This window comes from Flagellimonas baculiformis (assembly GCF_033441575.1).
GTDB lineage: Bacteria > Bacteroidota > Bacteroidia > Flavobacteriales > Flavobacteriaceae > Flagellimonas > Flagellimonas baculiformis.
This window is the reverse complement of record NZ_JAUZVW010000001.1, coordinates 262,309-281,629: the sequence shown is the minus strand read 5'-3', so window position 1 is coordinate 281,629 and position 19,321 is coordinate 262,309. Positions and strand designations below refer to the sequence as shown.

19 protein-coding genes are annotated in these 19,321 nt (G+C 42.2%); 11 read left to right on the top strand and 8 right to left on the bottom strand.

Annotation, left to right across the window (positions count from 1 at the left end; genetic code table 11):
- Positions 1-12: 12 nt before the first annotated feature.
- Positions 13-1,200, bottom strand: coding sequence for an esterase (locus SD450_RS01340; protein WP_318342857.1), 1,188 nt, complete (start codon positions 1,198-1,200; stop codon positions 13-15).
- A 20-nt stretch (positions 1,201-1,220) separates the two neighbouring features.
- Positions 1,221-2,336 (bottom strand): alpha/beta hydrolase-fold protein, encoded by a 1,116-nt coding sequence (locus SD450_RS01335; protein ID WP_318342856.1) that lies wholly within the window; start codon positions 2,334-2,336, stop codon positions 1,221-1,223.
- 349 nt (positions 2,337-2,685) lie between these two features.
- On the opposite strand from SD450_RS01335, the gene SD450_RS01330 reads away from it, so the two are divergent.
- The 4 genes from SD450_RS01330 to SD450_RS01315 all read left to right on the top strand — a co-directional run bounded on the left by SD450_RS01330 (position 2,686) and on the right by SD450_RS01315 (position 7,173).
- Positions 2,686-5,148, top strand: coding sequence for a glycoside hydrolase family 95 protein (locus tag SD450_RS01330; RefSeq protein WP_318342855.1), 2,463 nt, complete (start codon positions 2,686-2,688; stop codon positions 5,146-5,148).
- A 582-nt stretch (positions 5,149-5,730) separates the two neighbouring features.
- Positions 5,731-5,946, top strand: coding sequence for a helix-turn-helix domain-containing protein (locus tag SD450_RS01325; protein WP_318342854.1), 216 nt, complete (start codon positions 5,731-5,733; stop codon positions 5,944-5,946).
- Positions 5,943-6,257 (top strand): HipA N-terminal domain-containing protein, encoded by a 315-nt coding sequence (locus SD450_RS01320; RefSeq protein WP_318342853.1) that lies wholly within the window; start codon positions 5,943-5,945, stop codon positions 6,255-6,257. The genes SD450_RS01325 and SD450_RS01320 overlap by 4 nt, the downstream gene beginning before the upstream one ends.
- A gap of 58 nt (positions 6,258-6,315) precedes the next feature.
- Positions 6,316-7,173 (top strand): HipA domain-containing protein, encoded by an 858-nt coding sequence (locus SD450_RS01315; protein WP_318342852.1) that lies wholly within the window; start codon positions 6,316-6,318, stop codon positions 7,171-7,173.
- A 577-nt stretch (positions 7,174-7,750) separates the two neighbouring features.
- On the opposite strand, the gene SD450_RS01310 is transcribed toward SD450_RS01315, so the two are convergent.
- A complete protein-coding gene (locus SD450_RS01310; RefSeq protein ID WP_318342851.1) occupies positions 7,751-8,524 on the bottom strand; it encodes a hypothetical protein in 774 nt (257 codons plus the stop codon).
- Positions 8,525-8,645: 121 nt separating this feature from the next.
- Positions 8,646-9,422, bottom strand: coding sequence for a sterol desaturase family protein (locus SD450_RS01305; RefSeq protein WP_318342850.1), 777 nt, complete (start codon positions 9,420-9,422; stop codon positions 8,646-8,648).
- Positions 9,423-9,645: 223 nt separating this feature from the next.
- Here SD450_RS01305 and SD450_RS01300 point away from each other — a divergent pair, with 223 nt between their 5' ends.
- A complete protein-coding gene (locus SD450_RS01300) occupies positions 9,646-10,572 on the top strand; it encodes a zinc metalloprotease (protein ID WP_318342849.1) in 927 nt (308 codons plus the stop codon).
- Here SD450_RS01300 and SD450_RS01295 read toward each other — a convergent pair whose 3' ends face one another.
- The 3 genes from SD450_RS01295 to SD450_RS01285 all read right to left on the bottom strand — a co-directional run bounded on the left by SD450_RS01295 (position 10,573) and on the right by SD450_RS01285 (position 12,819).
- Positions 10,573-11,346 carry a LytR/AlgR family response regulator transcription factor gene (locus tag SD450_RS01295; protein ID WP_318342848.1) on the bottom strand — a complete coding sequence of 258 codons (774 nt, stop codon included), beginning with the start codon at positions 11,344-11,346 and terminating at the stop codon, positions 10,573-10,575.
- The gene (locus SD450_RS01290; protein ID WP_318342847.1) at positions 11,321-12,373 is read right to left on the bottom strand and encodes a sensor histidine kinase; all 1,053 of its coding nucleotides are present in this window, start codon (positions 12,371-12,373) and stop codon (positions 11,321-11,323) included. Before SD450_RS01290 ends, SD450_RS01295 begins: the two co-directional genes overlap by 26 nt.
- Before the next feature lie 86 nt (positions 12,374-12,459).
- Positions 12,460-12,819, bottom strand: a complete 360-nt coding sequence (locus SD450_RS01285; RefSeq protein WP_318342846.1) for a hypothetical protein — start codon at positions 12,817-12,819, stop codon at positions 12,460-12,462.
- A gap of 292 nt (positions 12,820-13,111) precedes the next feature.
- Between SD450_RS01285 and SD450_RS01280 the strand changes: the two genes are divergently transcribed.
- From SD450_RS01280 to SD450_RS01255, 6 genes are read left to right on the top strand one after another with little or no spacing between them, the layout of a single operon-like run.
- Positions 13,112-13,543, top strand: coding sequence for a DUF2147 domain-containing protein (locus SD450_RS01280; RefSeq protein WP_318342845.1), 432 nt, complete (start codon positions 13,112-13,114; stop codon positions 13,541-13,543).
- Entirely contained in the window at positions 13,540-14,877 is a 1,338-nt protein-coding gene (locus tag SD450_RS01275; RefSeq protein ID WP_318342844.1) for a TolC family protein, read from the top strand. The genes SD450_RS01280 and SD450_RS01275 overlap by 4 nt, the downstream gene beginning before the upstream one ends.
- A 19-nt stretch (positions 14,878-14,896) precedes the next feature.
- Complete coding sequence (locus SD450_RS01270; RefSeq protein ID WP_318342843.1) at positions 14,897-15,970, top strand: efflux RND transporter periplasmic adaptor subunit; 1,074 nt, start codon at positions 14,897-14,899, stop codon at positions 15,968-15,970.
- A complete protein-coding gene (locus SD450_RS01265) occupies positions 15,967-17,214 on the top strand; it encodes an ABC transporter permease (RefSeq protein WP_318342842.1) in 1,248 nt (415 codons plus the stop codon). The genes SD450_RS01270 and SD450_RS01265 overlap by 4 nt, the downstream gene beginning before the upstream one ends.
- Positions 17,215-17,217: 3 nt before the next feature.
- Entirely contained in the window at positions 17,218-17,898 is a 681-nt protein-coding gene (locus SD450_RS01260) for an ABC transporter ATP-binding protein (RefSeq protein ID WP_318342841.1), read from the top strand.
- 11 nt (positions 17,899-17,909) lie between these two features.
- Positions 17,910-18,791: a DUF6268 family outer membrane beta-barrel protein gene (locus SD450_RS01255; RefSeq protein WP_318342840.1), complete on the top strand. Its 882-nt coding sequence runs from the start codon at positions 17,910-17,912 to the stop codon at positions 18,789-18,791.
- Positions 18,792-19,036: 245 nt separating this feature from the next.
- Here the strand turns inward: SD450_RS01255 and SD450_RS01250 are convergent, their stop codons facing one another.
- The gene (locus SD450_RS01250; protein WP_318342839.1) at positions 19,037-19,264 is read right to left on the bottom strand and encodes a hypothetical protein; all 228 of its coding nucleotides are present in this window, start codon (positions 19,262-19,264) and stop codon (positions 19,037-19,039) included.
- Positions 19,265-19,321: the final 57 nt, after the last annotated feature.

Below are 19,321 nucleotides of genomic sequence, written 5' to 3'. Positions count from 1 at the left end.
AATTGGATTTTGTTAATTCTTCCAAAGATTAGGCAAGAATCTATAATACAACAGATGACGCCAAGTGGACCAGTCATGTCCCCCATTTCCACCTACATAGTATTCGTGTTCTATATCATGATTATTTAATGCGTCGACAAGACCCTGGACCCTTGCGTTGAAAAAACCTTCGGCTTCCTTGGTACCCTGCCCCGCAAAAAGGTAATCTACCTTGTTGTTTGCCTGAGGATCTTTCAAAAAGTGGGACAACGAGGTCTCAGCATCCGTATCCCCGGCACTAAGGATTCCAAAATTGGCGAATAAATCGAGTGACCGGAAGCCGACGAACATACTATGGCGCCCACCCATGGACAATCCTGAAATTGCCCTCCCACCAGGGTTTTGGATGGTGCTGTAATTTTCATCGACCACAGGAACGACATGGTTTCTGAGCTCTTTTTCAAAAATGTCGAAGGTGAGTTCGGAATGCTGTGGATGGTTGCGGTGGATCACTTGGTTGTTGGGGATGGCAATGATCATGGGCTTGACTTTGTTTTCCGCCAATAAGTTATCCATGATGAGATTCACCCTGCCATCATACACCCAATTGGAGGGCCGTTCGCCACTTCCACCCAATAAATAGAGTACGGGATACTTTTTACTGGAATCGTAACCGGGCGGTGTGTACACATATAGTTCACGTTCTCCCTGGGTGACATCCGAATGATAAATATGACGGGTAACGTTTCCGTGCGGAACGTTTTTTGCATCATAGTACGCTGGCCTATCGCCATGCACGATCAATTCACTATAGGGTGGCATGGCCGTAAATGCCGCATACGTATTACTGGGGTCCGCCATTTGCACACCGTCCACCCGAAGATGATAGGCATACATATCTGGAGGCAGAGGACCAATGGTCAAGGTCCAAACACCCTCTTCGCCTTTTGTAAATGGGATGGGTTCCCTTCCTTTTCCCAGAGCGGTATTGATGGCTCCGGGATTCAATTTCACTTTTTGTGCCTCTGGTGCTTTCACCCGAAAGGTAACGGTTTGGTCATCATGCACTTCAGGAGAATTTATCGGCGCACTAAAGGGTATAAGTCCTTCGGTATCCTCCTGCGGATTATAGTCCAGGTTCACATTGGCCTGCTGACCAAAACAGAGAGCTGATACAAATAGAAATGCCAAGGTGACATTAAATGAATTTCCAATTTTCATGGTACTTTCTTTAGCCTGATTTAGTTGAAAAGAAGTGGGGCAAGCTCATGCAGACTGCGCCTCCAAGTCTGAAATTCGTGTGCAGTTCCTTCGGAAACATAGGAAACGGCCTTTATCCCGGCTTCATTTAAGGCGGCAGCTGCACTTTTTACTGCTTCTGGTCTTTCCTTGCTTCCAGAGCTAAGGAATATCAGCTTTACATCTGCATTCTCTTTGATGTCCTCTGGACTATAGGTACCTCCGCTAAGCAAACCATAATAGGAAAAAACATCTGGTTTGTTCAGGGTGATCATCTTGGTCTCCATGCCACCCATGGAAAGTCCGGCCATAGCCCGGTGGGACTTATTGGCAAGGGTACGGTAATTGGCATCAATATAAGGTATCAATTCATCCACCAAAACCGTTTGAAAGGGAGTAATGTCAAAATTGCGCAGCCCTCCAAATTTGATTTCGTTGGTCATTCCATAGGTCATTACAATTAGGAAAGGCTCAATTTTGCCTTCGGCAATAAGGTTGTCCATGATGAGGTTGGCCCGGCCTTGATTGCTCCAAGCCGTTTCATCCTCGCCCCATCCATGCTGCAAATAGAGCACAGGGTATTTTTTAGATTGGTCTTTATCATATCCTGGTGGGGTGTAAACAAAGGCCCTTCGGGATGTGTCGGTACTTTTTGAAGGAAAAAGAATCTGCTCCACCTTGCCATGGGGAACGTCCTTTAATGCATAAAATTCTTGGTCATGGGCCGGTATCTCAATACCACTTTCCCAACGTGTGGAACCGTAGAAGTTCAAGGCGCCTGGATCATTGAATGTACCTCCATCCACAGTCAGATGGTAATAATGGAACCCTTCGTCCATGGGTCCTTCGGTGGTTCCCATCCAAGAACCATCTTCCATTTTATGGAGTTTGGTTCCGCCTCTACCGCCAAGGCCAAGGCTTACCCGTACACTGTCGGCAGCGGGTGCTTCTATTTTGAATCGTGCATACCCCTGTGAGTTGACCCGGGGGTATTCCTTACCAGGCTGGTTGAGGGTGGAGGGTTTAAAATCTTCGATTACGTTTGTCGCATCGGTTTGGGCCATGCCCATGGTATAGCAAACGAATGCCAATATTAATGTTGCCGCATTAAATTTCATGATGTTTGTTTTTAGTTAACTTTTTTAGAGGCTAATGGATCATTTATTTGTTTTGATGAAATAGTTGGATTCTATACTGTGCCATTCTCTGTGCATTGGGATAAATTGCATAGTGTGTTTTCTGACAGCAATATAAGTGTTTATTCAACACATTGAAAATGAATCAGGGAGAAATTCTTGAAGACCTTTCGAATCCAGAAAATAAGGTTGGTTGGCGAGGAACTACCTCATGATAGGCTCAAACCATTGGTATGCATAAACACAACTATTATTTTCTACAAGGAATAACATATGTATATTGAACACTTTAATCATGAACTCGTTGCCCGTATTTCAATCCATTGTTATTATGAAATGGTCATTTTATTTGATTTTCTTCTGCCTTCCGATTTCATTTTTTGGGCAACAGTCCAATGATTTAAAACTGTGGTATGACGAACCCTCAGGAGATACGTGGGAAAATGCGCTGCCCTTGGGCAATGGTCGCTTGGGTGCCATGATCTATGGGAATGTGGACAAAGAAATATTCCAACTGAATGAACATACGGTGTGGAGCGGAAGCCCCAATAGAAATGACAATCCAGATGCACTTGAGGCCCTTCCTAAAGTCAGGGAACTCATTTTTAATGGGGAGTATAAAGCAGCGGAACAATTGGCCAACGATAAGATCATCACCAAAAAATCGCATGGCCAAATGTTTCAACCTGTAGGAAATCTGGAATTGTCCTTCCCCAACCACACGGACTATCAAGACTACTACAGGGAGTTGGATATCAGCAATGCGGTCAGCAAAACATCCTATACAATCAATGGGGTTACCTTTACAAGGGAGGCCTTTGCATCATTGGCCGATAGACTTTTGGTCATTCGCCTTACCGCCGACCAACCAGGTAACATCAGTTTTACGGCCAATCTTACCACACCACATGCCAATGCAAAAATAGAGACCGATCCAGGGAACCAAATCTCTCTTTGGGGCAGAACCAGCGATCACGAAGGTGTTGAGGGCAAAGTGGAGTTCAACGCCCTCATGGGATTGAAGATTCAAAACGGTAGAACAACCCAAACAGACACCTCCATTACGGTGGAGCGGGCAGACGAAGCCATTTTGATGGTTTCGATTGCCAGCAACTTCAATTCCTACCAAGATTTGAGCGGTGATGAAATGCTACGTGCCAAAGGATTTTTGGATGCAGGTTTTGATAAGGAATATGCCCTTTTAAAATCCGACCACATCAAAAAATACCAAGAATTGTTCAATAGGGTCATTTTGGACTTTGGGAAAACGGAGGCTTCAAAATTGCCCACGGACGAACGTTTAGCCAATTTCAGGAATACGCAAGACCCTTCCTTTGTGTCCCTGTATTTTCAATATGGGCGGTATTTGCTTATCTCCTCATCCCAACCGGGAGGGCAACCGGCAAACCTTCAAGGAATATGGAACCAAAGCATGAAGCCCGCATGGGACAGTAAATATACCATCAACATCAATGCGGAAATGAACTATTGGCCAGCGGAGCGGACCAATCTTTCCGAACTTCACGAGCCCTTCCTAAAAATGGTCAGTGAACTTTCGAAAACTGGCAAGGAAACAGCCAAGACCATGTATGGTGCCCGAGGTTGGATGGCCCACCACAACACTGATATTTGGAGAGTTACCGGACCCATAGATGGTGCCTTTTGGGGGATCTGGAACGGTGGGGGAGCCTGGACCAGTCAGCATCTTTGGGAACATTATTTATACACTGGGGACACCACTTTCTTAAAAACAGCCCTGCCTATTTTTAAAGGGGCTGCCGAATTTTATGCAGATTTTCTGGTGCAACACCCCACGTATCCTTATTTAGTCATAGCCCCTGGAAATTCCCCCGAAAATGCCCCAGAGGCACATGAAGGGTCGTCCATAACAGCTGGCTCTACCATGGACAACCAATTGGTTTTTGATGTGTTCAACACCTATATTCAGGCCATGGAAGTTTTGGGAAAGGAAAGCACTTTCATTGATTCGCTAAAAGTATTGCGAAGCAAATTGCCCCCAATGCAGATCGGCAAACACAACCAATTGCAGGAATGGTTGGACGATGTGGATTCCCCAGAAGACAATCACCGCCATATTTCCCATTTGTACGGTCTTTTCCCGTCCAATCAGATTTCTCCATATCGCACCCCCAAACTGTTTGCCGCTGCAAGGAACACGTTACTGCAGAGAGGGGATATTTCCACGGGATGGAGCATGGGCTGGAAAGTGAATTGGTGGGCCAAAATGCAGGACGGGAATCACGCCTACAAGCTCATTAAAGACCAACTGACCCCAGTGGGAATCAATCAAGGGGGCGGCGGTACGTATAACAACTTGTTCGATGCCCATCCTCCGTTCCAAATCGATGGGAACTTTGGGTGCACCGCTGGAATTGCTGAAATGTTGTTGCAAAGTTCGGACGGTAGCGTCCATCTGCTCCCGGCCGTTCCCGATGCACTTGATACCGGCTACATGGGCGGATTAAGGGCCAGAGGAGGGTTTGAAGTAGTGGCTATGGAATGGAAAAACAAGAAACTCGTGGCCGCTTCCATAAAATCAAATTTAGGAGGCAATTTGCGGCTCAGGGTTCCCAATGAAATTGAGTATATCGGAACGGGAGAGTTAAAAATAGCACAAGGGGACAATCCGAATGAGTTCTTTACTGTCAGCAAAGTGATGGGTCCTATAGTATCTGAGAACTCTTCCATTGAAGAATTAATAGTGCCCAAAACATTTCTATACGATATGGAAACCGAAAAAGGGAAGATTTATACTTTCAGCTTAAAGAAATAAAAGGGTTCAAGCTTACAGGCATTTAACCCATACTCAAATAAAATATTCATCTTTAAGCGAACTAAATCAAGTTTGGAGCTGCAAGTGTCCTAAATCTTACTCCAACTTTTGTGCATGAACCGGAGGCTCTAGAACCCATCTCTGGAAAGCCCAATAAATAAAAGGTTTCAAGCTTTCTGAAATTTTATGCTCACCGAATAGGTCACCCTAATATAAAATATTTGGTTATCAATTAAATATGATGGATAATGACCGAATGCATATGGTCTAAAGTATTGGTTCTTTTTAATTCTGTCTATTTTAATTAGGATAAATAAATTGTTCAATAGTAAGCTTTGCTTGGAAGTACGATTATACCGTGTTTTCCCTCTAGTCAATTTTTTCAAATAAAGATTTTGAAATATGAGTATCTCATAAAATTACTGTTTTAGCGGTAATTTTTGAACATTGCACTAGTTTGACTGGAGAATTTGAGATTAATAGGTGAAATTACTGCTATAGCGGTAATAACAATAAAATTAATGGCTTTTATAACCTATTCAATAGTTAAAATACTTATATTTACTGTTTAAACAGTAAAATATGTCCGATTTTGATTTAGGTTTGATGGTTAAAAACCATCGCAAGAAAGCAGGATTGACACAGATTGAACTGGCCAATTTGGCCGGAATAGGCAAGACAACCATCTTTGATATCGAAAAAAATAAAGAAACTGTTCGTTGGAGCAACATTCTTGCCGTGCTCCAAGTATTGAACATACAAGTGGAATTTAAAAGCCCTTTGGCTGAAAACGTATGAGAAAGGCAGTGGTATATGCCCATGGAAATAGGGCAGGTGTTTTAACAGAAGTCTCTCCAAAGGAGTATAAGTTTAATTATTATGATGATTATAATGGTCAGGCGATTTCATTGACCATGCCCGTTGGTCAAAAGGAATTCAGTTTTAATGGGTTCCCTCCCTTTTTTGAAGGGTTGTTGCCCGAAGGTGTCATGTTGGAAGGATTACTTCGGATTTCCAAAATAGACCACAATGATTATTTCTCCCAATTAATGGCCACCGGTGCTGATTTGGTGGGTGCGGTAACCGTAGAACCTATGGAAGATGAATAGGTGTCCTATCACATATGAACCGTGCGGTACTGGAAAATATAGTGAGAAAGGGCTAAAAATGATTTCCACCAAATTAATTGGTTTAAATGATTTGCCCTATACCGCTTCCGAATTGAGGAGAGAGGCAGCAAACAGGGCAAAGAAATTATCCATACAAGGAGTGCAACCTAAATTAAGTGCGAGTATTTCCATAGTCGACCAAGAATTTAAAGTAGTGGATCAATTTGGGACTTACATTATAAAACCCCAAAATGATATTTTTCCCGAATTGCCGGAGAATGAAGACCTGACCATGCGAATGGCCAAGGTCCTAGGTATTAATGTGCCCTTTCATGGGATGGTTTTTGGCAAAGATGGTAGTCTGTCCTATTTTATCAAGCGTTTTGACAGATATGGTAAAGGGAAAAAATATGCAACAGAAGATTTTGCCCAATTGACAGGAAGTACCAGGGATACCAAGTATCGTTTTAGTATGGAGAAACTAGTGCCTGTCATCGAAGAATTTTGTACGTTTCCTGTGGTTGAGAAAGTAGAATTTTTCAAAAGAATCGTTTATTGTTTTGTGACTGGAAATGAGGATATGCACCTAAAAAACTTTTCCTTAATTACAAAGAATGGTAAAACGACTTTGGCACCTGCTTATGATCTGTTGAACTCATCCATTACGATCAAAAATCCTGAAGAAGAAATTGCGTTGACCTTAAAAGGAAAAAAAAGTAATTTAAAAGCGTCGGACTTTGTAGATTACTATGCCAAGGAGCGTTTGCAACTGAATGAAAGAACCATTGAAAACATACTACAGGACTTGGTAAAGGCAAAAGAGCAATGGAGGGAGCTTATATCAATTTCCTTTCTTTCCGATGACACGAAAGAAAAGTATTCCCAAATACTGGAACATCGGTTGAGAATGTTTTAACGAATCATTTAGGGGTGTTTTAAAATCCATATTGTAACTATATGACTGGATAATCGGATATTTTCCGATTATGTATGCTTTTTGTGACAACTGTATTGAAGTGGTTACAAGTGTACAGCAGTAAGGATTTACTTGATGCATTGGACTAGGCCGGTAATAGTTACCATAAATACATTGACCTAAGTTGACAAAAGGCCTAAAAATGGGTTTAACACGGACGAGGATTTAAATTGCTATATACGATTTAATGAAGGGGGGATTTTGGGAAAAATAGTGAACAAAAGCTTAATGAATGAGCCGGGTGGTTGATACCACCCAAATCGGAAAATTTGAGCCACCCAATACATGGCATTAGTGGTTTGAAAATCAGCTTTTTGTTTTGGATCTAATGGTGCTCAATTTTATCCGGCGAGTGTGGTGTCCCATGTCCGGCGTTTCCATTTTAGGAAGGGTTACAGAGTTGGAGTGTCCCCAAAAAGATACTTGGTGATTGAATGGCAAGAACAAATATGATAAAAAGGGAAAAGGCCCTTTTATTAAAGGGCCTCGTATTCAAATTAGTGTCTTTTGAAGACTGCTACCAAGCCAACTCATAAGTGTTTCCGCTACCCATGGTCAGTGTTGCGGTTTGGTTACCGGTAAACACCAATGTGCCAGAGTAATCATAACTGTTTCCATTGGATGCAACTCCATGAAAACTTACAGATATTGTTCCAGAAGCGATATTGTAGTTGGATTTTAAAACGGTCAGATCCGTAGTGCTCAAATCAATGGTACTGGTAAAAGCATTTTCATTTCGAACATAGGATTCTTGCGACCCCACAATGGAGAACGTCTCATTTACAACATAGCTAGACTGTTCATCCTCCAAGTTTTGGATATTAATGGTAGCTGTAGTGCTAGCATCCGAGGAAATCCTTGGACCGTCATAGCTGGAAGTTCCTGTAAGATCAAAATCCGCAGCAGATGGAATACTGCCTGTACTACAATCCACAATCCAATTCCAAGCCAAGCTGGCACTGTAGGTAACATTGGCCGATTGCCCTGAGATATTGTAGGAGGAACCATATTCCACCCCACATTCGTAATCCTCAGCTTTACTGGATGCAGAGTTGTCATCCTCAAGGGTGTATATCGCTTGATTGGTCTGCTCAATCATTCCGCCAGATTCCGGGGATACTGACATAGCGATGGCCTCTGCGGCTTCCTCTTCAGTGATGGAACTTTCGGTGCCATCAGTCGAGTCGTCCTCTTTGTTACAAGAAGTAACCGATAAGGCCAGTGCCATCAACCCAAGTAAAACTGGATTGTTTCTTTTAGTTAAATTCACTGGTAAGATTAGATGTTTCATAATTTTAAGGTTTAAAGATTAATTTTCTTTTTGTTTATTTTTTTGGCTAAACTAGTTCTGTTGGAAGGGCAATACGGGCGGAAAAAAGGTGAGCCTGCAAATCCCGGGGGTAAACCTGTCGTTATCCCCTGTAGTCCATTTTACCCCTGAAATAATCCATAAATCCCTTGAATACCAATACAAAAGGGTTGTTGCTGATGAATCCCGTGGTTACACCGTAAGTGGGCTTAATGGTTTCGGGCTGGTAGGAACCAAATAATCGATCCCATATCATAAACACCCCACCAAAATTCTTATCAATATATTCCTCGTTGGAGCCATGGTGTACCCTGTGCGCCGATGGGGTGGCCAAAATACCTTCAATAAAGCCCAACTTGCCAACAGCTTCTGTGTGCAGAAAGAACTGATAAAGGAGATTAAGTCCGAAAGAAACCGCAATAGGCTCAAAGGGCAATCCAATTATTATCAAGGGGGCTACCACAAAAGGGGTAAGGAGTGCACTCAACCAATTTAAACGATAGCTTACGGTAAGGTTCATGAATAAACTCGAATGGTGCACCAAGTGGAAGGCCCACAGCAACTTTATTTTATGCGATAACCTATGGTACCAATAGTACACAAAATCCACAGCAACAAAACTGACCAAGAATACAAGGGATGTGCTCTTGATTTGGAACAGGGCGAAGTTGGACAAGTACCCCATAATGGCATATTGGAAGCCAAAGAATACAACCTTTGATAACTGAAAACCGACAAAAATGGCAAGATTGGCCAAGGTGTCCTTGGTATTGTATACTTTTTTGTCTTTGCGCCAGCTCCAAATGATCTCTAAAATCACCAAAACCAGAAGCAATAAAAAAATTGTTCCACCCTGTCCTGCTCTTAACCCGTTCTCCATGATTTCTTTTTAAGGCGAAGTTGGTCCTAATTGAAAGTATATTGTGGTAGAAACTGGGTGAACCTGAAATATGGGGTGTTGAGATTTGTTAAAAATCAACGGGCAAAAAGACACCATTCACCTCAACCTTAAATTTTTCAGTCTTGCCGTTGCAATGCGCTGCTTGACTTGTTTTTACTATTTACCCCTATAGACCATGGGATATTTTTAGCAAAAAGTAAAAATGAAGCAATGTATTGTCGGGACGACCATAGTCCTATTGTTTTTGTCCTGTACCAAGGATTCAAGTGAAACGGTGGAGTATCGGACTATTTATAGGATACCAGTGGTAGTACATGTGGTGCACAATGGTGAGTCAGTTGGCAGTGGGGCCAATATAAGTAGTGCCCAAGTAAGATCACAAATGGAGGTGCTCAATGAGGATTTCAGGAAAATGGCAGGGACCAATGGGTTCAATCAAAATTCTGATGGGGCTGATACCTTGATCGAATTCTTTTTGGCCACTGAAGGGCCAAATGGGGAAACCTTGATTGAACCGGGCATAGATCGGATTGACGGTGGACGGGAGGAATGGCCAAAGGGCTTTTTGCGCAATCCTATTGAAACCACACTTAAACCCTTTACCATTTGGGACCCTGAGAAGTATTTCAACATTTGGACGGTAAATTTTGGTGGATTTGTCAGCAGGGATCTATTGGGGTATGCCCAGTTTCCGGACGCGTCAGGTTTATCCGGGTTGAATGTTGATAATGGTCCATCAAGCACAGATGGCATTGTTATAGGGTATAAATATTTTGGTTCCAGTCAAAAAGGCAGCTTTCCAGAGCTTATTGCCCCGTTTGATTTGGGGAGGACCGCTACCCACGAGGTGGGCCATTGGCTAGGGCTTAGACATATTTGGGGAGATGGGGATTGCCAATATGATGACTATTGTTTGGATACCCCCTTGGCTGCAGAACCAAGTTATGGTTGTCCCACTAACAAAATGACCTGTGAAAAGTTGGAGATGGTTGAAAACTATATGGATTACACAGATGATGGCTGTATGAACATTTTTACCAAAGATCAAATGGAACGTATGCACACCGTTCTTGAAAACAGTCCTCGGCGGAAGGAGCTTGTTGTTTTTGGACAGGAACCTATACTTTGATCATTCGTCCAACCATTTTTTAAACTCTGGGGCCTTGGCCTTGCTCACAATGATTTTTTCGTGGGGTCTGGGTTCCACATTGACGATTAGCCTTCCATTGAAATAAAAATCGATGTCCCGGACAGCCCATCGCTGTACAATGAATTGACGATTGGCCCTATAAAAAAGCTTGGGCGAGATTTCGGTCAAAACCTTGTCCAAAGTGGAATCAATGACATATTTTTTACCATCACTGGTGTGGGCATATACCACCTCCTGTTCTGTGTAAAACCAATTGATTTTTTCTACGGGCAAGGGAATCAACTTATTTTGGAAATGCACCAGATAGGCTTCCCTGGACGATTTGTTTTCACTGGCCTGAAGATAGTTCAACAACTCCTGGATCTTATTGTTCTGTTCGGGTGCTTTTCCTTGTGTGTTTTTATACTTTTGAAGGGCATTTGCCACATCTTCATTTTGGAAGGGCTTTAGGATATAGTCCAACCCATTCACTTTAAAGGCCTCCAAAGCATAATGGTCATAAGCCGTAATAAAAATAACGGGTACGGTCGGTTTGATGGTCTGGAAAATTTCAAAAGAAAGACCATCCGTTAGCCTGATGTCCATAACAAGCAGGTCGCATTTATCCATATTTTTCTTCAACCAGGTTACGGAGCTCTGTACACTGTCCATTTTGTTCAATACAGTAATATTTGGCTCCAGCTCCATTAGGATGAATTCCAGATTTCGTGCAATGGCCGGCTCGTCTTCAATTATGGCAACGTTTATGTTCATGTTCAGTTTTGTTTAAAGGCAATTTTACTGTAAAATGGGTGACTGTTTTTTCAATTTCGATGGATTTGCCCATCAGTATGTTATAGCGCTCATTTAAATTCAATAGCCCAATACCCGTAGAGGACTCTTTGTAAACGGCCTCATTTAAGGTGTTTTTGAAATGGAGGGCTCCATCTTCTTGAAAAATGTCTATCCGCAAAGGAATCTCTTTTGATACAAAATTGTGCTTTACGGCATTTTCCAATAGGGGCTGTAACGACATATGGGGCAATCGTATGCCATGGGTTTTGGGGACTTCAATATGAATTTCCAAGGCATCCTCAAACCTCATTTTTAATAGCTGAATGTTGGAATCCAACAGTTCAAGCTCCCTGTCCAGTCCAATGAGTTGTTCATGATGGTTGCTGAGCGAATATCGGAACACTTTGGAAAGATGTGTGATATAATCTTGCGCCTTGCTTGGATTTTCCCTGACCAAAGCGGATAGGCTGCTCAGGGCATTAAAAAGAAAATGGGGGTTTATCTGTGCCCTTAGGTTTTTTATTTCCGCGTTAAAATATGCGATTTTCAATTGTTCGTTCTCTTGCTCTTTGCGTTTTTGGGTGCGATTGAGCAGCATTATTTTCACGAGAATGGAGATGAGCCCCAAACTTAAGATCAATCGGAAGAAATAGCCCAAAAGAAAAAACCTGATATTGAGAACATTTTCAAATAGGAAATACTGGGTAGTACTTGCAAAGCCCAAAAGAAGAAGAAAGAAAATTGTATTTGACAGCAGATTTTTCACCTTTCTTTTTTTACCCACATCGGTGTTCCAATTGAGCCATTTTAGATTTAAATAACCAAAGAACATACAGAATCCAAAGTGAAGGAATATTTGATAGGTTAGTTCCGGGGCGTTGAACACCCATGGGAGGCCAATTTTGCGTCCCTCCCCTGGAAGTAAGACAAACAACCGGTGCACGTTCAATGCGATGGACACAAACACGGAGGTTAGTATCAATACCCTTTTTTCTGCTTTTGTCATTTCCATTTATTAAAAATACAAAAGGCTTCCCCAATCCACACTTATTGATTGTGAAAGCCTGGAATTGCGAATGAAAAGTTGCTTCGCTATGATTCGTTCCTTTGCTTATATTGATTCTTGAGCTTACTTCTGTTTTCTTTCTGAAGTTCCTTGAAAACTTTGTACTCTTCCTCGCTCAAGAGCTCTTTCATTTCATCGTTCTTTTCGTCTTGCAAAGACTTCAATTCCTTGAACTTCAGCATTCTGGAGCTCTCACTGGCCTTAATGGCCTTCATTTTTTCGTTGTACTTGGTACTAACGCTAATAAAGGCTTCCTTTTTTTCCCCACTCAATTTGAGGGTTTCAACTTGCTCCTCCAAAACGGTAGAAAATAATTCATTGTCACTTTCTTGTGAAAATCCAAAAGTCACGGATAACAATAGTAATACAAAAGCTATTTTTTTCATGATGTCAATTTTAAAGTTAAGGCAATATTAGATCAGGACCTGACATTGGAACTGAGCTATCTGGGTGAAGTGACAAAAACAGTGGCTTAAGCTTTACTTTTTGGCTGTAGAGATACGTTGTGGCGAATTTTTCATCGATTGGGGGCTTCAGAAGTCCAGCACTCTCTTTGAAAAAGCCTAACCTCTTTTAATGTCCACTTCAATGATAAAATAGGGTCATTCGAACAGCTCCCGATTTATATCCTCTTGATCCTAACTCACTTTTGTAGGATAATTGAAAACACACAGATCTATGAAACCATTACTGGCATTCTTGTTTTTTATGCTATTGTTGCCTAAATCCTTTGGTCAGGTAAAAGGCCCCGATATTACAGGGGTATGGCTTAATGACAAGGAAAATGCCCACATCGAGATATATCAAAAAGAGGATGCTTTTTTTGGAAAGATAATTTGGATGAAACAGCCCGATACTTCGGAGCGAGAAACTGAAACTACCCAAAACACTATGGGAGATTCAAAACGGTCTGAGGAACTATTGGGTATGGATATCATCTCCAATCTTGTTTTTGATGGCGGGATGTGGAAGAAGGGAACCCTTTATTTGCCCAAAAAGGATAGGGAGGTCAATTGCGAGGCCCAACTCTCGGATGACAAGGATGTATTGACCCTAAACATTACAAAAGGCTGGTTTTCTACCCGTATCAAATGGACAAGGATACCATGAGAATTCAAGTTTTGTTGTTCATAACCCTGTTTTTAGGTCAACTGATGTTTGTGCATTCCCAAGAAGGCAATGATACCATTGTACTGCACTCTGTTGAGGAAGCCTTGGCATATGCCCATGAACATAACCTTGAAAAGATCATCCATGAGCATCAACAGGGAAAGGCAAAAACGGAACACCAACTTTCAAAAAGTTATCTTCTGCCCACAGTTACAGGAAGTTTTTCAGCCCAAAACAACCTTAAACTTGCCACCACCCCGATTCCTGGAGAGCTTGTTGGACAACCTGGGGAACTTGTTGATGTTCAATTTGGGAGGGATTACAACTACAATGCAGGAATAACCATATCCCAAACCGTGTTGGACTGGCAGAAAACCATCAAATCAAGAACGGCCAAGGTGGACAGGGACATAGCGGAGGTGCAATCGGATCTTTTTGAAGTGAAGCTTACCGAACAGATTGCACTGTACTATCATACGGCCCTTATTGCCCAAAAAGCATTGCAACTCAATGAAAAGGATTTTGCGATAGCCGATAGCATCCGAATATTGACCAAGGAGAAGTTTGACAAGGGTATAATCGACAAGTCGGTACTTAACCATGCCTCCATCAATTTAAACGCAGTCGAGCAAAGTATTTTTTCCAACCTAAGTACCTTGGTGAAGTCGCTCCATCAATTAAAAAGCTTATTGGGAATTGACGCCGGTGTTTCATTGATACTGGATGAGGACTACGAATACTCGAACCAGGCATTTGAAATTCCCAAGGAATTGGCAAAGGATGGGGGCATTACACTGTTGGAACATCAATTGGAGCAATCCAGATTGAAAATCAAGGATGAGAAATCGGCGTATTATCCAAAACTCACGTTCAATGCCTATTTCGGGCAACAGCAATTTCAAGATGATCTTACGCTATCCTTGGATGGTGGGGCATGGGGTGATTATAGCTATCTGGGGATGAATTTAACCGTCCCTGTTTTTAACGGGCTTGCCAATAGGTCCAGGACCAAGATTGCCAAAATTGAGCATGCCATTGCCCAAAAGAATTTGGAGAGCGAAATACAACAGTCCACCTTGCGCGATGATCTTTTACTGAAAGAGTATGAGATCAGTTTGTACACCACCACTTCCACCTACGATAGTTTTAAGCTTTACAGCAATAATTTGGAGCTGGCCTTCCAAAAATACCGGCAGGGGATAATACCCCTTGACTCCTATTTCCAAGTCTTTGAGGATTACATAAGGGCGGAGAACAACTATTTGAACGCATTATCCAGTGTGTATACCCAATATTCAACAATTCTTTCCAGAAATAATGACAATGAGGAATAAAAAAGCTTTAACATTTATCTTGATCAAAAGCATTTTGATTTTAGGATGTGGTGGCAAAAACACCACAACCCCGGTAAGAAAGGATATTATCGATGTGGTTTTTGCCAGTGGTCATGTGGCCAAAACAACTGAATATTTGGTCACAGCCAATACTGAAGGTTTTCTGAACCATTCCTTGGTAAAAGAGGGTGATGTGGTCCATATTGGTGACAATCTGTTCCAATTGTCCAACCAGGTACAATCCGCCCAATTGGAGAATGCCCTGGTGAACTTCAGGGACGCAAAAGCCAAAGTGGATGCCAATTCTCCGCAATTGACACAGTTGAGATTGCAGATTGATCAAGCGGAAACCCAACTTCAACTTGACAGGAAGAATATGGAGCGTTACAGGGTGTTGCTTCAAACCAATGCCGTATCACAACTGGATTATGATAAGGCCAAGGTCCAATTTGAAAACTCCAAGGTCCAAGTGGACATCCTTACAAAATCCTTGTCGGAACTGGAGCAATCGCTCCAACTCAATTTGGAGAATGCAAGAACCCAGTTAAGGGTCCAACAGGAAAACAATGAAGATTATTTCATTACATCCCAAATAAGCGGTACGGTCTTAAATGTTTTTAAAGAACAAGGGGAGTTGGTAAAACGAGGGGAAAGCATCGCAAAAATTGGCGGGGGAGGAGACATTATAAAACTGTTCGTGGCCGAAGAGGATATTGATAAAGTGGCTTTGGGTCAAAAGGCGAAAATTTCATTGAACACCGAAAAAGAGGCCATTTTTGATGCAGAGATAACCAAACTATATCCTGCATTTGATGAGGCAGAGCAATCCTTTGTCATTGAAGCCACCTTTATCAACAAACCAAAATCCCTTTATACGGGCACCCAATTACAGGCCAATATTGTTATTGCTGACATAAAGGGGGCACTTGTAATTCCAACTTCTTTTTTGGTTAAGGATAGTATGGTAATTCTGGAAGATGGTAATGAGGAATTTCCCATTCGTATAGGTGTGAAAACCGATAATTGGGTTGAGGTGTTGAATGGATTAGAAGATAATATGGTGATCAAAGCACCCAAAATGGACAAGGAATGAAGGTAAGCAAGACCAATTATAAAATTGCCAACGCACATCTTACCTCCAGATTGAAACAGACTTTGGTGGCCATTCTAAGTGTCACCTTCGGTATTTCAATGTACATCTTTATGAACAGTTTTATGACAGGGGTCAATGATACACAAACGGGACTGGCTTTCAGTACTTTGGCACATATCAGAATATATAATGACATCCCCAAGGATAATACCAATCTCTTTGCTGGTCATGTTGAACAAAATACCTTGGTAAATGTTAGAAATCCCAAGGTGATCCAATATACCGAAGGCATCAAGAATTCGGCAAGGATCCTGAACATGCTGGACACTATTCCTAAAATCAATGGGATTACGCCCCAACTAAACATCAATGTATTTTTTAGAAACGGCGCCACCAAGGTCAATGGAATGCTCTCTGGTATCGATGTGGTTAATGAAGACAAGCTTTTTGGTACATCGCAATATGTTATTGAAGGGGATTGGATGGAACTCAACCGCAGAAGTGATGGCATTTTATTGGGGAGTGGGTTGGCCAAAAAGCTAAGTCTCAACCTTAACGATAACGTGGTGGTGCTCACCGAAGAGGGTATCACCAAAAATTACAAGGTCATTGGCATTGTGGAAACCACACTGGCCAGTGTAGACAACGCCAAGGCCTATATTCGAATTGGATTTGCACGGCAATTAATTTCCAAGAACATGGGATATGTCACCGATATCCAGATAAATCTTGATGATTACAACCATACCCAAGAATTGTCCCAGACGCTGGGTAAGATGACAAAATACAAAGTAGAACCTTGGCAGGAAGCCAATGGTCAGTTGGAAGCCGCCAATAAGCTACGGAATATCATTGCAATTGCGGTGTCTTTAACGATTCTGATTGTGGCGGGTTTTGGGATATACAACATCATGAACATGACAGTGAATGAGAAGATTAGGGAAATAGCCATTCTCAAAGCCATGGGCTTTGATGGGAAGGACATCATACAAATATTCCTGACACAATCCGTGATCATTGGAATTTTAGGGGGTGTTGCAGGCATTTTGCTGGGGTATTTGGTCTCCTTGTTGGTCAGCCATATCCCCTTTAAAATTGCCTCCCTGGAAACATTGCCCATTACCTACCGTACCGGCGATTATGTCATGGCATTCATCTTTGGACTGATCACCACCTTTATTGCGGGCTACCTGCCCGCCAAGAAAGCATCACAAGTGGATCCTGTGGAAATTATAAGAGGTTGAGTTATGAATGATTTGGCGCTATCTGTAAAGAATCTGAACAAATACTTTTATGAACCCCAGACCTTCCATGTGTTAAAGGACATCTCGTTTGATATCAAAAAGGGGGAGTTCTTGGCACTGACGGGAAAATCCGGTTCTGGGAAATCCACATTGCTGTACATCCTGTCCACCATGGACACGGCCTATGACGGGTCGTTGACCATCAACGGTGAAGTATTGACCGGAAAGCCACAAAATGAACTGGCCGCTTTCAGAAATGAGCATATTGGTTTTGTTTTCCAATTTCACTACTTGCTCCCTGAATTTTCTGCACTGGACAATGTAATGCTACCCGCCTTGAAGCTCGAAAAAAAGCCTGTGGAAGAAATAAAGGAAAAAGCATTGGAAAATCTAAAACTACTGGGGATAGAGGACCAAGCTTTAAAATCGGCCAGTAAACTTTCAGGAGGGCAGCAACAAAGGGTGGCCATAGCCAGGGCACTAATTAACGAACCCGCTATAATAATGGGTGATGAACCCACCGGTAACTTGGATTCCAAAAACACGCGAATCGTGTTTGATATTTTCCGAGAGCTTGCAGCAGAAAGGGGGCAGACCATTATTGCCGTAACACACGATGATGATTTTGCCGACAATTGTGACAGGACCCTGGAGTTAATGGACGGCAAGTTGATTTTCCCATAAATAGAACCCCAATGGATCAAAAATACATCAAAAGACTGTTCGGTTTGACCATGACCAGCATAAGTTTGGCCTGTTTGGGTCAAGAAGGGAACCCTGTTCAAATAAGCTATAGTCATGCCCCCTTGGAAAACGTGGAGGATGGATCTGTATCACAATGGGAGGCCAGAGTAGTATTGCCCATTAAAAGGGGCGACAAGCTTATGCTGTTCACAGGCCTTCATTATAATGGCCAATCATTGGAAAATTTTCCCATGAATATCGGGGACCGGATTTATCTCGTTGAGGTGCCAAGTGGTCTGCGAATGAAACTAAATGACACGGATAACCTATTTTTGGCTTCAAGAATATCCTTGGGCAGTGATTTAGAAGATATATCCAGTGAAGATTTCACCTTTTCCCTAGGGGTGGGGATAAACAGAAAAATATCAGAAAAACTTACCATGGGATTGGGCATTGGATACTCCCATCAACTTTTTGGCAACCAGTTACTGCCCTTTGTCAATTTTGATTACAAACCAAAGGAGCAAATCCATTTTAATGGAAAGTTCCCCATTGAAGGCAAGCTGACTTGGTCAATGGGCAGCAGAAATTCAGTTGGAATGGAATGGAATATAGGTGTCAATGGTTTTCGGTTATCGGAAGAGGATTTTAACAGTGAATATATAAGGCACTCGAACCTAAATAGTGGTCTATTTTACCAATATCGCCTTTACAAGGGGTTGCACTTAAAATTATCCGGAGGGGTCATAGGACAGAAATATCAGCGGTTCGGCAAGGGTGATTCCAACGGCTGGACCATTGTCACCATACCATTATCAAATCAGCATGAACCCTTGGAAGAGCTGGAAAGTAAGGGTCTGTTCGTGCAGATGGGACTTTTTTATTCTTTTTAGCATAATCGTTTTATTTGTAGGCACCCATATTGGAATAATTGAACTGTGAGTAGTTGGTTTTTTTAGTTCCTAAAGCCCTGAGAAGGTATAGTTTCTTGGGGCTTTTTACTACTTGGAATTCCATTTCCCTGAAAAATAAACTGCCCCGTCCCAAACAGTGGGGTATCCGTTGCTTCTCAAAAGAGAAGCATTTGTCCGGAGTCGTGTCCAACCAGATATTCTTTTTCAACACCCTGGTCTCGAACCTATTTGGATATTGCCCGTTCGTTCCCGAACATACTGTCCGTGTTCACAAAATAGGCTCCCGTCCAAAACTCGCTTCCCCACGGAACTTTCTTCGCCTCTGGATGATTCCGAAAAACCATACGGGCCGAAGGTCGGAACTGACTGTTCCAATAACGTACCTTGCTCTGTTTCGATATCTCCACACAGGTCTCCCTCAAGTTATGCGGGACTTCCCAGCTGAAAGACATCTGTATTTCGCTGGAAAAACAAAATGGCACAACAGGTCCGAAACACTGTGGGATATT

Excerpts from the sequence above, each read along its gene's own strand:
- SD450_RS01325 (WP_318342854.1), top strand. The coding sequence starts at position 5,731 with ATGTCCGATTTTGATTTAGGTTTGATGGTTAAAAACCATCGCAAGAAA.
- SD450_RS01330 (WP_318342855.1), top strand. The coding sequence starts at position 2,686 with ATGAAATGGTCATTTTATTTGATTTTCTTCTGCCTTCCGATTTCATTT.
- SD450_RS01320 (WP_318342853.1), top strand. The coding sequence starts at position 5,943 with ATGAGAAAGGCAGTGGTATATGCCCATGGAAATAGGGCAGGTGTTTTA.
- SD450_RS01300 (WP_318342849.1), top strand. The coding sequence starts at position 9,646 with ATGAAGCAATGTATTGTCGGGACGACCATAGTCCTATTGTTTTTGTCC.
- SD450_RS01250 (WP_318342839.1), bottom strand. The coding sequence starts at position 19,264 with ATGTCTTTCAGCTGGGAAGTCCCGCATAACTTGAGGGAGACCTGTGTG.
- SD450_RS01275 (WP_318342844.1), top strand. The coding sequence starts at position 13,540 with ATGAGAATTCAAGTTTTGTTGTTCATAACCCTGTTTTTAGGTCAACTG.
- SD450_RS01280 (WP_318342845.1), top strand. The coding sequence starts at position 13,112 with ATGAAACCATTACTGGCATTCTTGTTTTTTATGCTATTGTTGCCTAAA.
- SD450_RS01290 (WP_318342847.1), bottom strand. The coding sequence starts at position 12,373 with ATGACAAAAGCAGAAAAAAGGGTATTGATACTAACCTCCGTGTTTGTG.
- SD450_RS01315 (WP_318342852.1), top strand. The coding sequence starts at position 6,316 with ATGATTTCCACCAAATTAATTGGTTTAAATGATTTGCCCTATACCGCT.
- SD450_RS01310 (WP_318342851.1), bottom strand. The coding sequence starts at position 8,524 with ATGAAACATCTAATCTTACCAGTGAATTTAACTAAAAGAAACAATCCA.
- SD450_RS01265 (WP_318342842.1), top strand. The coding sequence starts at position 15,967 with ATGAAGGTAAGCAAGACCAATTATAAAATTGCCAACGCACATCTTACC.
- SD450_RS01295 (WP_318342848.1), bottom strand. The coding sequence starts at position 11,346 with ATGAACATAAACGTTGCCATAATTGAAGACGAGCCGGCCATTGCACGA.
- SD450_RS01260 (WP_318342841.1), top strand. The coding sequence starts at position 17,218 with ATGAATGATTTGGCGCTATCTGTAAAGAATCTGAACAAATACTTTTAT.
- SD450_RS01305 (WP_318342850.1), bottom strand. The coding sequence starts at position 9,422 with ATGGAGAACGGGTTAAGAGCAGGACAGGGTGGAACAATTTTTTTATTG.
- SD450_RS01285 (WP_318342846.1), bottom strand. The coding sequence starts at position 12,819 with ATGAAAAAAATAGCTTTTGTATTACTATTGTTATCCGTGACTTTTGGA.
- SD450_RS01255 (WP_318342840.1), top strand. The coding sequence starts at position 17,910 with ATGGATCAAAAATACATCAAAAGACTGTTCGGTTTGACCATGACCAGC.
- SD450_RS01340 (WP_318342857.1), bottom strand. The coding sequence starts at position 1,200 with ATGAAAATTGGAAATTCATTTAATGTCACCTTGGCATTTCTATTTGTA.
- SD450_RS01335 (WP_318342856.1), bottom strand. The coding sequence starts at position 2,336 with ATGAAATTTAATGCGGCAACATTAATATTGGCATTCGTTTGCTATACC.